This is a genomic window from Novosphingobium sp. fls2-241-R2A-195 (genome assembly GCF_030209485.1).
Taxonomy (GTDB): Bacteria; Pseudomonadota; Alphaproteobacteria; order Sphingomonadales; family Sphingomonadaceae; genus Novosphingobium; species Novosphingobium resinovorum.
In genome coordinates, this window is record NZ_JARVRY010000004.1 from 287,387 (window position 1) to 301,847 (window position 14,461).

The following is a 14,461-nucleotide window of genomic DNA, read 5'->3' on the forward strand; positions in this document are numbered from 1 at the left end:
GGAGACGGCCCATGCTGACACTCTCGGTCTTTCTCGCCACCCTGCTCTATGCGGGGCTTGGCATCGTGATATTCGTGTTCAGCTTCGTGCTGGTCGACAAGCTGACCCCCGGCGAGTTGTGGCGAGAGATCATCGAGCGGCGCAATATGGCGGTTGCCCTGCTGGCGGGCGCGGTCGCGCTCGGCATCTCCAACATCATCGCCGCCGCCATCCATGGCTGATACTTGTGGCTGAGGCCGAGCCCGCCATCACCGTCGACAGCGCAGAGCGCGCGCCCGCCTCACTCGCGGTGATCCTGCTCGTCTCGGTGCTGGTGGTCGCGACGTGTGGACTCATCTACGAATTGCTTGCCGGCACGCTCGCCAGTTATCTGCTGGGCGACAGCGTCACGCAGTTTTCGACAGTAATCGGCACGTATCTTTTCGCCATGGGCGTCGGCAGCTGGCTTTCCCGCCACGTCCGCCGCGACGAGATGGGCGTGTTCGTGCGGGTGGAGATACTGATCGCGGCGCTCGGAGGGTGGTCGGCTGCGGGCCTTTTCCTGCTCTTCCCGGTGGTTGGCGACTTTCGCATCGCGCTCTACGCGCTAGTGCTGGCGATTGGGGTGCTGGTCGGGTTGGAGATCCCCCTCCTCATCCGCATTCTGCGGCATCGCTTCGCCTTCCGTGAACTGGTCTCCAACGTCCTCACATACGACTATGTCGGCGCGCTGATCGCCTCGTTGCTGTTCCCGCTGGTGCTGGTGCCTTGGCTGGGCATGATGCGCACCGGCTTCGTGTTCGGCCTCGCCAACGTCGTGGTCGCCCTTGCATTGCTGGTCGCGCTGCGCCGCCAGCGCCGGGTTGCGGTGGACGTGATCGCCGCGCTGGTCGTGGCCGCCAGTCTCATCGCCGGCCTTGTCGCGGCAGACCGCATGCAGCGCTGGTCCGAGGTCGCCTTCTATGGCGAGCCGGTCATCTACGCCCGTTCAACCCCTTATCAGCGTATGGTCCTGACCCGCCGGGGAGAAGACCTGCGCCTCTATCTCAACGGCAACCTGCAGTTCTCAACCCGTGATGAGTACCGCTATCATGAGGCGCTGGTCTGGCCGGTACTGGGCCGCGTCGCCCGCCCCGATACGGTGCTGATCCTTGGTGGTGGCGACGGCCTTGCCGCGCGCGAAGTCCTGCGCGACCCGCGCGTGCGTCAGGTCACTCTCGTCGATCTCGACCCCGAGATGACACGCCTGTTCCGCGACACGCCGCAACTGGCCGCCCTCAACGCCGACTCCTTGTCCTCCCCCCGAATGCGCATCCACAATACCGACGCATTCCGCTGGGTGCGCGAGGCGCGCGGCAGCTACGACGCGGTCATCGTCGACTTTCCCGACCCGACCGAGTTTTCACTGGGCAAGCTCTATACGGAGAGCTTCTACCGCGAAGTCGCCCGCCTTCTCGCGCCCGAGGGGGTGATGACAGTGCAGAGCACCTCGCCTCTGGTCGCGCCAGAATCCTACTGGACCGTCGCGACCACCCTGGAGTCCGCCGGATTGCATGCCAGGGGCTACCACGCCTACGTTCCCAGCTTCGGCGAGTGGGGTTTCACCCTTGCTGCGCATCGCCCCTTCGCCAAGGCGACAAGATTGCCGCAGAACTTACGATTCCTGACCCCCTCGAGCGAACGGGCAATGTTCGACTTTCCCCCCGACATGGCGCGCCGCCCAACTCCGGTGAACCGGCTCGATAACCAAGCGCTGGTACGCAGTTTCACGCGCGAGTGGGGCAATTATGAAGGCTGAGACGAGCCGACGCACGATCCTCGCGGGCGGGTCGGCTGCGGCTGGCGCCTCGCTGTTGGGGGGCTGCGTTCAACCTACGATGGCCGGGATGCTCGATGGTGCCGACTGGCGACGCGGCCACCGGCTGCGCGACGGTTCTTTTCCCGCGCCCGACGGCCCCGTGCAGGACATCGACGTAGTGATCGCAGGCGGCGGCGTCGCGGGGCTGGCCACCGGCTGGCGACTTGCTGACGCCGGATTTGCGAACTTCACGCTGTTCGAACTGGAGGACCGCACAGGCGGGAATGCCCGCTCAGGCCGCAATGCAGTCAGTGCCTACCCACTGGGCGCGCATTACCTTCCCGTGCCCAACCGCGATGCCGCAGCATTGCGTTACATGTTGCGCAGCTTCGGGATGATCGTCGGCGATGCGCCCGATGGTCCGGTCTACGATCCTTACCAACTCTGTGCCGACCTTGAGGAGCGACTTCTGTGGCGGGGTGAGTGGCAGGAGGGTCTGTTCCCGCAGTCCGGGCTGCCCTCCGGCCAGCAGGCGCAGCGCCAACGCTTCGACCAAAGCATGGATTATTTTCGCCGAGCGGTCGGCCTGGATGGACGTCCCGCCTTCACTATCCCTTCCGTCCTGTCGAGTGTAGATCCGCGCTTCACTGCACTCGACCGCCTCAATTTCGCCGACTGGCTCGATTCCGAAGGATTCACGGCTCCCGCTCTTCGCGCATACTTGCGGTATTGTTGCCGCGACGATTACGGCGCAGAGCCCGAAGACGTATCGGCATGGGCGGGCATACACTATTTCGCCGCACGGCGTGGATGGGCTGCCAACGGCGATGGCGATCGCGAGCTCACCTGGCCAGAAGGCAATGATCGTCTCGCCAGCCTCATGGCAGCGCGCATCCATTCCAACCTGCGCCCGGCACACACCGTGTTCCGCTTGGCGGTGACGGCTGAAGGACGTGCCGAACTGGACGTCTTCGATCATACGGCAGGCCGCAGTCGCCGCCTGCGCGCGAAAGTCGCGATCCTGGCCATGCCGCATTTCGTCGCGGCTCGCGTTGCGCCAAGTGTATGCTCGCCCGGAGGTTTGTCCTACGCTCCGTGGGTCGTCGCCAACGTCACCGTTTCCCGCCCGCCCGAGGGCAAGGGCGTGCCGCTGGCTTGGGACAACGTGTCCACCGCCAGCGATGCGCTCGGTTATGTGGTCGCCACGCACCAGACCACCAGCGCGGCGCTCGGGCCAACAGTTCTGACATGGTACATGCCCCTATCGCGTGAGACGCCGCAGGTCGCCCGCAAGATCATGCTGACCCGTTCGCTGGAACGCTGGCAGGAGATCGTGCGCGCCGATATGCTTGCCATGAATCCCGACCTCGACGGAGCGATCGAACGGATAGATGTCTGGCGCTGGGGTCATGCCATGATCCGGCCGACGCCGGGTTTCCTCACCGATCCGGCCCGGCTTGCCGCCCGCTCCGCGCATCCGCCGGTACTGTTCGCCCACTCGGACCTATCCGGCCTTTCACTGTTCGAGGAAGCCCACCACCACGGTGTCGCCGCCGCCGAGATGGCGCTGACACACCTCGGTCATGCGTTCGAAAGCATCGCCTGACATGGTCCACCGTGCCGGAACGAGCATCCATCTCATCGCCGATCTTGCCGCCGGTGAGGGCCTTGACGACCTTGCGCGGGTCGAAGCCGCTCTGCGCGACGCCGCAGTTGCAGCCCGATTGACCGTGCTGGACGTGAGGCTCCATCACTTCGGCGCCGGGATGGGCGTCACCGGAGTGGCGCTGCTCGCCGAATCCCATATCTCGATCCATACCTGGCCCGAGGATGGGCTGGCCGCCGTCGACCTCTTCGTGTGTGGGGAAGAGGCCGATCCCGAAGCCGCATTGCGCGTCATCTGCGCTTGCTTCCGGGCCGTGGTGCGGGAACGCCAACTCATTTCCCGCCTCCGCCCGAATACCACGCTCAGTGAAGCTTGAGGCGGGGCCTTACTACGCGGTTGACGTGCCCTACGGCGATAAGCGCTGAACCCTTGATCCATCCGTGGATCGCGAGGAGATGCATGCGGTACAATGACAGGTAGATCATTCGGGCAAGGCGGCCTTCCACCGCCATTCGGCCGCCCACGAGATTGCCCATCAACGTACCCACGGTCGAAAATCGGCTCAATGACACCAGCGAGCCACGATCCTTGTAATCGAAATCCTTGAGGGGTCGGCCGTCCATCGACCGCCTGAGATTCTCGAACGCGGTCGCCGCCATCTGGTGCGCCGCCTGCGCGCGCGGCGGAATCGGGCGATCGCGACCCGGCAGCATGCAAAAGGCACAGTCGCCCAGCGCGAATATCTTCGGGTCGGTTACACTCTGAAGCGTGGGCGTCACCACGATCTGGCCGGAACGGGACATTTCGACGCCGTCGAGCCCTCCCGATATCGGCTTGGCCTTGACGCCCGCCGCCCATACCTGAAGATCGGCTTCGATCAGTTCGCCCTCGCCGGTGATCATCCCGCTGTCCGTGCTTTCTACGATGGGAGTGGCGGTGCGCACGCGTACGCCGAGGTTCTGCAATTCGTCCCGCGCCGATTCGGCGAGCCGCTCAGGCAATGCGGGCAGGATTCGCGGTCCGGCCTCGATCAACGTGACCTTCAGGCGGCCCCGGTCGAATACCTCCAGCCCGTAGTGACTCAGCGCGTCTGCCGCATTGAAGAGTTCCGCCGCCAGTTCAACACCAGTCGCACCGCCGCCGACAATCGATACCTTCACGCGCGCATCACTGGTTTCGTCCGCAGACATGGCACGCGAAACCCTGAGGCACTGGTCGAGCAAACGATCGCGAAAGCGGTCGGCATCGGCGCGGCGGTCGAGGAACATGCAGTTCTCGCGCACTCCGGGCGTTCCGAAATCATTGGTCACCGAGCCATAGGCCAGCACCAGATAATCGTAGCGAAGTTCCTGCTCACCAACGACTTCCTGCCCCCGATCATCGAGTATCGGGGCGAGATGAATGCGCTGCGCGGTACGGTCGATGCCTGCCAGCGTGCCCTTGAAGTAACGATAACCCCACTTGTGGCAATGGCCGCGATAGCCGACTTCGTCGAGGTTCGCATCGAGCGAACCGGCGGCCACCTCATGCAGCAACGGCTTCCAGATGTGCGTGCGGTTCTCATCCACGAGAATGATATCGTGGTCCCGCCGACCATATCGCGCTCCCAGTCGAGTGGCGAGTTCCAGCCCGGCGGCACCGCCACCGACGATCACGATCTGGGTCTTCTGAGATTGCACGTCTGGTCCTTGATCCGGGGCATCTTGCCGCGCGAGAGGTTATGTACTAATTGGTACACACGTTGGACGGCCGTGTCACCGCCCGATTTCCCGTTCGCTTCAGGGTAACCCGGCGTCAGTCGCGATTGCAGTGGGCAAACGGTCCTATCGATAAGAATTTCAAGGAGAAGCCGCATGTCCGGCTCAGACAAAAGGGGCGTCTTGGCCAGCCGGATCTGGCTGGCGGTGCTCGGTATAGTGATCTTGGCCGCCGGCCTTTTCTTCGTGGTTGGCGGCGCGCGACTCGTGAGCCTGGGGGGTAGCTTCTACTTCCTGTTCGCAGGACTTGCGCTCGTGGTGTCCGGCTTCCTCATAGCCCGTCGGCGTCCGACCGGCGGCCTGCTGTTCGGCGCGATCTTCCTGGCCACGATCCTGTGGTCGCTGTGGGAAGTCGGCTTTGCGTTCTGGCCGCTCATCTCGCGCCTTCTGGCGCTAGGCGTAGGCATGACGGTCGTGGCGCTCTCGCTGCCGTTGATGCGCCGCGCGCAGGGCATGACGCCGGCATGGCGCCCGGCACTGGGCATTGCCGCCGTCGTCGGCATCGCCTCTGCAACCGGTTTCGCCGCGATGTTCTCGCCGCATCCGACCGTGCCCTTCGCGGGCGTCGAAGCGGCGCTCACCCCGGTCGATGCTGCCGGTGAGCAGAAGAACTGGGAAGCCTACGGCAACACTGCCGACGGCAGCCGCTTCGTCGCGCTGGACCAGATCACCCGCGACAACGTGAAGAACCTGCAGGTCGCCTGGACCTACCGCACCGGCGACGTCGCCGAGAGTGACGGCAACGGCGCCGAGGACCAGGACACTCCGCTGCAGGTGGGCGACACCGTCTACATCTGCACCCCGCACAACAACGTCATCGCGCTCGATGCCGACACCGGCAAGCAGAAGTGGAAGGCCGAAGTCAATGCCCATGCCTCGGTGTGGATGCGCTGCCGTGGCCTCGCCTACTTCGATGCGAAGACCCCGCTGCAACAGCCGAGCCTGCCCGGCTCCACCCCGGTGACGGCGGCGACGCTGCCCGCAGGCGCGCCGTGCGAACGCCGCATCCTGATGAACACCATCGACGGCAAGCTGATGGCCTTCGACGCCGATACCGGCAAGGTCTGCACCGGCTTCGGCACCAATGGCCGCGTCGATCTGCTCGCGGGCCTCGGCAATGCGCCCGATCCGCAATACCAGCTGACCGCCGCGCCGACGCTGGCGGGCACCACCATCGTCATCGGCGGCCGCGTTGCGGACAACGTCCAGACCGACATGCCCGGCGGCGTCATCCGCGGCTTCGACGTCATCACCGGCAAGCTGCGCTGGGCTTTCGACCCGGGCAATCCCGCCATCACCGGCATGCCCGCAAAGGGCCAGACCTATACCCGTTCGACCCCGAACGTGTGGTCGGCGATGTCGTATGATGCGGCGTCCAACACCGTGTTCATGCCGGTAGGCAGCTCGTCGGTCGACCTGTTCGGCGTGCCGCGCACCCCGCTCGACCACAAGTACGGCGCCTCGGTGCTCGCCCTCGACGCGACCACCGGCAAGGAGAAGTGGCACTACCAGACGGTCCACAACGACTTGTGGGACTTCGACCTGCCGATGCAGCCCAGCCTGATCGACTTCCCGGTGAAGGGTCGCGGCAAGGTTCCCGCCGTCGTCATCGGCACCAAGGCGGGCCAGCTCTACGTGCTAGACCGCCAGACCGGCCAGCCGCTCACCAAGGTCGTCGAGACCCCGGTGAAGGCCGCCAACATTCCCGGCGAGCCCTATTCGCCGACCCAGCCCAGGTCGGTCGGGATGCCGCAGATCGGCGCGCAGACGCTGACCGAGGCTGACATGTGGGGCGCCACCCCGTTCGACCAGCTGATGTGCCGCATCGCCTTCAAGGGCATGCGCTACGAAGGGCTCTACACCGCGCCGGGCACGGACAAGTCGCTGGCCTTCCCCGGCTCGCTGGGCGGCATGAACTGGGGCAGCCTGTCGATCGACCCCACCACCAATACCGTCTTCGCCAACGACATGCGCCTCGGCCTGTGGGTGCAGATGTTCCCGCAGACCAAGGCCCAGCAGGGCAAGGCCGGCGCCGCGGGCGAGGCCGTCAACACCGGCATGGGCTCGGTTCCGCTCAAGGGCACGCCCTACTCGGTGACCAAGGACCGCTTCCTCTCGGCACTGGGCATTCCGTGTCAGGCTCCGCCGTTCGGCACCCTGACCGCCATCGACATGACCACCCGCAAGGTGAAGTGGCAGGTCCCGGTCGGCACCGTGGAAGACACCGGTCCGATGGGCATCCGCATGGGCCTGCCGATCCCGATCGGCATGCCGACGCTGGGCGGCACGCTCGCCACGCAGGGCGGCCTCGTCTTCATCGCCGGCACCCAGGACTTCTACCTGCGCGCCTTCGATTCGGGCAGCGGCAAGGAGCTGTGGAAGGGTCGCCTGCCCGTCGGCAGCCAGGGCGGACCGATGAGCTACAAGTCGCCGAAGACCGGCAAGCAGTACATCGTCATCACCGCCGGTGGTGCCCGACAGTCCAAGCAGCGCGGCGACTACGTGGTCGCTTACAAGCTGCCCTGACCTGATGGGGGGCGGGCCGGTGGCCTGCCCCCCAATTCCAACGACCAGACAGAGCTGCCCCGCCGCCGGACCTTGCCGCGCGCGGGAGCAGCAGCAGGAGGGGCCATGGGCCGTCGCATCCATTCTCTCGCAGCGCTCGCCGCAGGCTGCGCCTTCACTTTCCCGATTACCGCACTGGCAGAAGACGCCGAGGCGGAGGCCGCAACCAATGTCGTCGTGACCGGCGCCGCCGCGACTGCGGGCTCCGCGCAGGACCATCGGCCGACTTCCACGCAGGCCGCCTCCACCGCCAGGCCGCTGCACGCGCCGCATCCGCGCGAGACGCTGACCGGCGACTGGGGCGGCGTGCGCACCGACCTGAAGGACGCAGGGGTCACCGTGCGCGCCGACTACGTCTCGGAAACCTTCTCCAACGTCGACGGCGGCCAGCACCGGGGCACCGCCTATGTCCAGCAGATCCGCGCGGGCGTCGATCTCGACATGGACAAGATCGCCGGGATCGACGGCGGCGCCATTCACGTGACCATCAACGACCGGCGCGGCATCGGCATCTCGTCCGACTTCGTGGGCAACCGCCTGCCGATACAGGAAGCGGCGGGCGGCTACTATGCGCGCCTGAGCGAACTGACCTGGGAACAGAATTTCGACGGCGGCCGCCTGAACCTGCGCGCGGGCTTCTTCGCGATGGGCAATGACCTCGGCGGCCTGTCGATCGGCTGCAACCTCGTCAACGCGGCGTTTTGCGCGCATCCGCTGTCCGAAAGCGGCAGCACCGGCTGGTACAACTATCCCAACGCCCGCTGGGGGCTGGCGGTGCGCTACAAGCTGCGCCCCGACCTGATCCTGCGCACCGGCGTCTACCAGACCAACCCCGACCTCGGGCTGGAGAAGAACGCCTTCAAACCGTTCGCAGGCAAGACCACCGGCGTCGTCCTGCCGCTGGAACTGGAGTACGATCCCGGCGCCACGCCGGGCAGTCACGTGATGCCCGGCCACTACAAGGTGGGCTTCTACTACGACACCGCCAATGCCGACCGGCAGGGCACCCCGGGCCGCGTGACCGGTCGCTTCGGCGGCTATGTGCTGGGCGACCAGATGATCCTGCGCGACAAGGGCGGCAACGGCAAGCGCGGCCTCTCGATCTTCGGCCACTTCACCGCCAACCCGGAGCAGTCGGCGCAGATCACCCGCTGGTACGCGGCCGGTTTCCTCAAGCTGGGCACCTTCAAGGGCCGCGACGCCGACACCCTCGCGCTGGGCGTGATCCACGCGCAGGTCAACGAGCGCCTGCGCGCGCTTCACGCCGAATTGCTCGGCTTCGCGGACGGCTACACCGCCCTACCCGAAGGCGAGACGGCGATCGAGATGAGCTACGGCCTGCAGCTGACGCCCTGGCTCAATATCCGTCCCGACGTGCAGTACATCGTCGATCCGGGCGCCTTCTCCTACCGAACCACGCACGATGCGCTGGCACTCGGCGTGCAGGTCAAGATGCAGATCTGATTGTTAAAAAGGAGCTGAGGGCATTGCGCCCCCGGCCCTCGAAAGGCCATAGGGCGCGCCATGCAGGATGACGGCTTCACCGAACGCAACCGGCGAGAGATCATCGCGATCGCCACAGCCCATTTCGCGGACAAGGGCTTCGCAGGCGCCCGCGTGGACGAGATCGCCGCCGCGACCGCCACGTCGAAGCGGATGATCTACTATCACTTCGGCAGCAAGGAAGCGCTCTATCGCGCGGTCCTCACTGAAGCCTATCGCGGCATACGCTCGGCCGAACTCGCCGCCGGGCTGGACGACATGCCCGCGATCGATGCCCTGGCGCGGCTGACGGAACTGACGTTCGACTACCACTACGAGCACCCGGAACTCGTGCGACTGGTGATGGACGAGAACATGCGACACGCCCCGCATGTCGGCGAAGTGGTCGAGACGTACAACGAAACGGTACTGCCCGGCACCCGCGCCCTTATCGAACGCGGCGTCGCCGAGGGCACGTTCCGCCCGGGGCTGGACCCGGTCGACCTGCATATGACGATCAGCGCGCTGTCGTTCTACTTCGTGTCCAACCGCTATACGTTTGCGACCATCTTCAAGGTCGATACCACCAGCCCGGCGGCTGCGGCGAAGCGTCGCGAGCAGGTAGTCGCCAACGTCATCGCCTACTGCCGGGCCAGCTAACGCCTGCCTCGCCGGAAGAACGGGCGGAAGACAAAGCCTCCGCCCGTCGATCAGACCGCGATCACGCGCTCGCCATCTGCCCGGCTTCCTCGAGCAGGGCAGCGACTTCCTCCGGGTCGCCGAGGACGACGCCGATGCGCTGGTGGAGGCCGGTCGGCTTGGCATCCATGATGCGCGCCTCGCCGTCGATGGCGGTGCCGCCGGCCTGCTCGATGAGGAAGCTCATCGGATTGGCTTCGTAAAGCAGGCGCAGGCGGGCCTTGCCGGGCTTGCGGTGGTCGGAAGGGTAGAGGAACACGCCGCCGCGCTTGAGAATGCGGTGGATGTCCGCCACCATCGAGCCCGTCCAGCGCATGTTGTACTCACCCGCCAGCGGGCCTTCCTCGCAGCCGACGCGGGCATCGACGTAGCGCCGGATGGCCGGTGACCACTGCGCGCGGCGGGCCATGTTGATGGCGACTTCCTTGTTGCCGGACGCGATCTTCAGCGGGCCGTCGGTCATGCGCCAGGCGCCCATTTCACGGTCGAGCGTGAATTCGTAGACGCCCGCCCCCAGCGTCAGCACCAACAGCGTCTGCGGGCCGTAGATCGCGTAGCCCGAGGCCACCTGCTCGCTGCCCGGCTGGAGGAAGTCCTCCTCCGTCACCTCGCGCCCGGCCGAATTCTCCGGCGCGCGCAGGACCGAGAAGATGGTGCCGACCGACAGATCGACATCGACGTTGCTCGACCCGTCGATCGGGTCGAACAGCAGCAGGTATTCGCCCTTGGGATAGCGGTTCGGGATGCGATGGATAGTCTCCATCTCCTCCGACGCCATGGCCGCGAGGTGGCCGCCCCACTCGTTCGCGTCGAGGAGGATTTCGTTGGCGATGACGTCGAGCTTCTTCTGCACTTCGCCCTGCACGTTCTCCGAGCCGAGCGTGCCCAGCACGTCGCCGAGCGCGCCCTTGGAGATCGCGAAAGTCACCGACTTGCAGGCCCGGGCGACCGTCTCGATGAGGAGGCGCAGTTCGGAAGGGCAGGCGCTGTCCTCGCGCCGCTGCTGTTCGATGAGGAAGCGGGTCAGTGTGATCGGTTGCATCTTGGCCTTTCGCGATGGCGCTGCGCCGGGACGGCGTATCTGAAGGTGCATGAAGACCGGCAGGGATGCGCCGTCACGCCTCCCCCGTTTCTTCGCGACCGGGCGACCATGCGCGAAACTTGCGCAAAACGCTACTTCAACCGCACCCGGTCACGATCTCACGGACGTAATTCGCCGCAGCGACAACGTTGTCCCAGCCGGTTTTCCGGCGTTCGCCGATGCGCAAAAGAAAAGCGCGGCGGATCACCGCCGCGCGAAGATGTCTTCATCGCAGGCCCGTTCCGGCGCGCCCCCGCGAATCGGAGCGCATCACCGGCCGGGCAACTTCGCTCAGCGGGCGCTGGCGAGTTGCACGCGCGAGGGGGTGGAGGCCGTTGCCATGCGCGCTTCGATGCGGGTGCGGATGTCCGCCTTCACCGCCGCGCGGCAGTCCTGCGCCTTGCGTTCGGCCATGAGGTGGACGCGGGCCATACCCTCGCCGCAGACCGAGCGGGCAGCCTGGTCCATGCGGATCGCGAGGCGCTGCTGGCCATCGGTTGTGGCAAGGTCGAGACCCTTGAGATCAAGCATGACCTGATCGCGGGCAAAGGGGTTTTCGTCGGTCGCTGCCGAAGCCGAACCGGAAACGGTAAGGGCACAGGCGGCGAGCGCCATCAGGCCAATCTTCATCATCATCTCCTGCACACTTGTCGAGGACCACTCTAACGGCGGCCGCATACGTCATAGCGCTCTGCAGGGGAACTGACAATCTATCGATATTGGCTGAATTCAGCGGCTGCTTACCACCAGTGCGAGTTCGGTGACGTGGCCGAGCAGACCGATCGGCAACTCGGCCTGCTGGGTGCCGGAAGCACCTTCCTGCACCACCGTTACGGCGATGGTCCGCGCCATGGGGGCTGACCAGATACGCACCGTCTGCAAGGGCAATACGGCCTTCCACGCCTTCCCGCCCTCAACCGTCACCGGGTGGCCGTTGATCTGCACCACCGAAGCGGGGTCGGAACGACGGCCGGAAACCTGCAGGCAGTTGTTCTCGCCGCAGGAAACGAGCTTCGCTGCGGGACGGGGAGCAGCATCGGCATCCCCGGCGCAGATCGTGAACAGCGCGATGCCCAACGCCGCGAGGCCCACCCTGAGACGGTTTTCTGCGCAGAACACCTCCCTGCGCATCAGGAGTGCTGTTCCGGGCGCGATGCAGGGACCGCCCCCACTGCCTGCGCGCGCGCGGCGATGCCGTCCCGAAGCAGCCTGAGAACTGCCGTCCCCATGCTCGAAGGACGGATTTCCTTGGCCAGCAGCTGGAATTTCGTGGCTTTGCGCATTCTGGGCGGTCACCTTTTCCCCGGGGAAACAAAAGTGACGCGCCGCCGATCGTCACGGCAGACACAAATTTGCAATGAAGGGCATAGATTTCATCTATGCGCGCGGAATCGCGCGAATCCGACGGAAAACCTCGTCGATGAACAGCTGCGTGGCGGTATCCCGCTCCGGCTCCGCGCGGGCGAGAAGGAAGATTTCGTAGGACGGCTCGAAGTCGGCGTGAAGCAGCGGCCAGAGCAGCCCCCGCTCGATCTCCGAGCGCACCGCCGGAACTGGCAGGAAGCCGATGCCCACACCGCAGACGATCAGCCGCCGCGCCTCGTTGATGTCCTGCGCCAGACCCGTCACGCGCGCGCCAAGGCCATAGCGGCGGCGCAAGTGCGTGACGATCTCGATCTCGTCCTCGCCGCCGAGGACGAACGCCTCGTCCTTCAACTCGCGCGGCTGGCTGATGCGATAGCCGAACATCGGGTGGCTGCGGCCACAGTACAGCTGCTGGCGCTCGACGAACAGCGGCTCGTAGACCAGCCCGCCGCGCACACTGTTATCATAGCCGATTCCGACCTCCACCTCGCCGCGTTCCAGCGCATCGAGCACCTGCCGCCAGGACGAGACGCGGATTTCGATGCGGATGCCGGGATGGCGGCGGTGGAAGCTGGCGATCGCCTCGTCGAATTCCGCCGAGACGATGGCCGAAACGATCTGGATACGCACGATCCCCTCGACCCGCCGGATGGCCTGCGCGATCTGGTGCGGCACGAGGCGCGCGGATTCCAGCATGTCCTCGCACAGCGCCATCATCGCCTTGCCCGCCGCCGTCATCTCGACGCCATTGGCCGAGCGGACCAGCAAGGTGGTGCCGACGTGGTCCTCGAGCCGCTTGAGCGCGGCCGATATGCTCGGCTGCTGCTTGTTGAGTTCGCGCGCAGCCGCGCCGATGCCCCCGGCGCGCACGATGTCGACGAATGTGCGCATGAGGTTCCAGTCCACCCGGCTGGCGAATTTGCGGTCGGTCAGCGGGGTGTCGTCGCTCATGGAAGCAGGGGTAGCCGGTCCAAACGCCGGGTCATAGATGCAATTTATGAAGCGCCCCTGATTGGATGGCACTCAACGGCACACAGCGGCACTCAAGAGCACCACAGCACTACTTCGCATGCAGCACCGCGTTCGACCACCACGTCAGCGTGTGCTCGTCATGCGCCGAAGTCCAGACGCCTTTGGGGGTCCAGCGCAGCGCCCCGCTGCCCGCCGCCTTGCCCTTGCGCGCGGCGACCGTCATCGCCTTCGGGTCGATCACCGCAAATACCTGGTCGTCGGTGGTGCGCAGCCAGACTTTGCCCGCGCCGGTATCGACGTCGCCCCACTTGAGGTTGTCGCCAACCTTGATGCGGCCTGCCAGCGCATTGGTCGCGGGGTCGATCCGTGCGAGGGTGCCGTCGCCCTGCTCCTGCACCCAGACACCGCCCTCGCCCGCGGCGAGGAAGCCCGGCTCCTTGCCGAGCGGGATTTTCGCGGTGACGGTGTTGGTGGCGGTGTCGATGCGCTGGAGCGCCTGCTTCGCGGCGCTCACCGCCCAGACCGCGCCGAAGCCGTAAGTCAGATACCACGTGCCCGGATCGACCGGGACCGAGGCGATCACCGCGTTGGTCGCCGGATCGATGCGGGCGACGAGGCCCCCACGGTCGTCGGCGCCGTTGTCGCTGGCCACCCAGACCGAGCCTTCGCCCGCGACCACGTTGAGTTCGCCGCTCGAGGCGATGCCGGTGGGGATGGTGGCGACGATCTTCGCGGTCTTCACGTCGATGCGCTTGACCGCCTTTTCCTCGCAATCGGCGACCCACAGCGAGCCCGCCGCGATCGCCATCGCGCCGCAGGGGTGCGCCATCGCGACTTCGGCGAGCTTGCCTTTTCGCGACCACTGCTCGACGCGGCCCTTGTTGGTCGCCCAGACGGTCTTGCCGTCCACCGCGAGGAAATCCGCGAAGCCCGGAACCTGGATGACCTCGGGTTCTTTTGCGTGCGCAAAGGCGGGAAATGCCGCCGTGGCAGCCAGAAGCATCAGACCGAACTTGCGCATGGATTTTGCCCCTCTCAGTAAGAAAAAGTGGTGTCGGCCCCGATCAACGCCATCGTGCTTACGGCGGAAACATCAACCTCATCCCGTCATTGCGAGCGCAGCGAAGCAATCCAGGGCAGTCTCAAACCGCCCTGGA

Annotated in this window: 14 protein-coding genes; 7 read left to right on the forward strand and 7 right to left on the reverse strand. The window is 65.9% G+C overall.

The window, feature by feature from the left end; genetic code table 11:
* Window positions 1-11: 11 nt before the first annotated feature.
* Genes QRN25_RS04295 through speD form a run of 4 tightly spaced genes read left to right on the forward strand, consistent with a single transcriptional unit; the run spans window position 12 to window position 3,759 of the window.
* On the forward strand, window positions 12-221 hold the full coding sequence (locus tag QRN25_RS04295; RefSeq protein ID WP_271182775.1) for a DUF350 domain-containing protein: 210 nt from the start codon (window positions 12-14) through the stop codon (window positions 219-221).
* A 5-nt stretch (window positions 222-226) separates the two neighbouring features.
* Complete coding sequence (locus QRN25_RS04300; RefSeq protein ID WP_285017638.1) at window positions 227-1,777, forward strand: polyamine aminopropyltransferase; 1,551 nt, start codon at window positions 227-229, stop codon at window positions 1,775-1,777.
* A complete protein-coding gene (locus QRN25_RS04305) occupies window positions 1,767-3,383 on the forward strand; it encodes an NAD(P)-binding protein (RefSeq protein WP_271182773.1) in 1,617 nt (538 codons plus the stop codon). The genes QRN25_RS04300 and QRN25_RS04305 overlap by 11 nt, the downstream gene beginning before the upstream one ends.
* A 1-nt stretch (window position 3,384) precedes the next feature.
* Window positions 3,385-3,759, forward strand: coding sequence for an adenosylmethionine decarboxylase (speD, locus tag QRN25_RS04310; RefSeq protein ID WP_502910417.1), 375 nt, complete (start codon window positions 3,385-3,387; stop codon window positions 3,757-3,759).
* On the opposite strand, the gene QRN25_RS04315 is transcribed toward speD, so the two are convergent.
* Window positions 3,746-5,062: an NAD(P)/FAD-dependent oxidoreductase gene (locus QRN25_RS04315; RefSeq protein WP_285017641.1), complete on the reverse strand. Its 1,317-nt coding sequence runs from the start codon at window positions 5,060-5,062 to the stop codon at window positions 3,746-3,748. The genes speD and QRN25_RS04315 overlap by 14 nt on opposite strands.
* 174 nt (window positions 5,063-5,236) lie before the next feature.
* Between QRN25_RS04315 and QRN25_RS04320 the strand changes: the two genes are divergently transcribed.
* From QRN25_RS04320 to QRN25_RS04330, 3 genes are all read left to right on the forward strand, one after another.
* On the forward strand, window positions 5,237-7,666 hold the full coding sequence (locus QRN25_RS04320) for a glucose/quinate/shikimate family membrane-bound PQQ-dependent dehydrogenase (RefSeq protein ID WP_285017643.1): 2,430 nt from the start codon (window positions 5,237-5,239) through the stop codon (window positions 7,664-7,666).
* Window positions 7,667-7,771: 105 nt separating this feature from the next.
* Window positions 7,772-9,169, forward strand: a complete 1,398-nt coding sequence (locus QRN25_RS04325) for a carbohydrate porin (RefSeq protein ID WP_285017645.1) — start codon at window positions 7,772-7,774, stop codon at window positions 9,167-9,169.
* 60 nt (window positions 9,170-9,229) lie between these two features.
* Window positions 9,230-9,847 carry a TetR/AcrR family transcriptional regulator gene (locus QRN25_RS04330; RefSeq protein ID WP_036525054.1) on the forward strand — a complete coding sequence of 206 codons (618 nt, stop codon included), beginning with the start codon at window positions 9,230-9,232 and terminating at the stop codon, window positions 9,845-9,847.
* Between the two features lie 61 nt (window positions 9,848-9,908).
* On the opposite strand, the gene QRN25_RS04335 is transcribed toward QRN25_RS04330, so the two are convergent.
* The 6 genes from QRN25_RS04335 to QRN25_RS04360 all read right to left on the reverse strand — a co-directional run bounded on the left by QRN25_RS04335 (window position 9,909) and on the right by QRN25_RS04360 (window position 14,325).
* Window positions 9,909-10,928, reverse strand: coding sequence for a class 1 fructose-bisphosphatase (locus tag QRN25_RS04335; RefSeq protein WP_036525317.1), 1,020 nt, complete (start codon window positions 10,926-10,928; stop codon window positions 9,909-9,911).
* A 330-nt stretch (window positions 10,929-11,258) separates the two neighbouring features.
* Entirely contained in the window at window positions 11,259-11,597 is a 339-nt protein-coding gene (locus QRN25_RS04340) for a UrcA family protein (protein ID WP_285017648.1), read from the reverse strand.
* A gap of 99 nt (window positions 11,598-11,696) precedes the next feature.
* Window positions 11,697-12,098, reverse strand: a complete 402-nt coding sequence (locus QRN25_RS04345) for a hypothetical protein (protein ID WP_285017649.1) — start codon at window positions 12,096-12,098, stop codon at window positions 11,697-11,699.
* The gene (locus QRN25_RS04350; protein ID WP_285017650.1) at window positions 12,098-12,250 is read right to left on the reverse strand and encodes a hypothetical protein; all 153 of its coding nucleotides are present in this window, start codon (window positions 12,248-12,250) and stop codon (window positions 12,098-12,100) included. Before QRN25_RS04350 ends, QRN25_RS04345 begins: the two co-directional genes overlap by 1 nt.
* Window positions 12,251-12,344: 94 nt before the next feature.
* Window positions 12,345-13,283, reverse strand: coding sequence for a LysR family transcriptional regulator (locus QRN25_RS04355; RefSeq protein ID WP_285017651.1), 939 nt, complete (start codon window positions 13,281-13,283; stop codon window positions 12,345-12,347).
* Between the two features lie 109 nt (window positions 13,284-13,392).
* Window positions 13,393-14,325: a Vgb family protein gene (locus QRN25_RS04360; RefSeq protein ID WP_285017652.1), complete on the reverse strand. Its 933-nt coding sequence runs from the start codon at window positions 14,323-14,325 to the stop codon at window positions 13,393-13,395.
* Window positions 14,326-14,461: the final 136 nt, after the last annotated feature.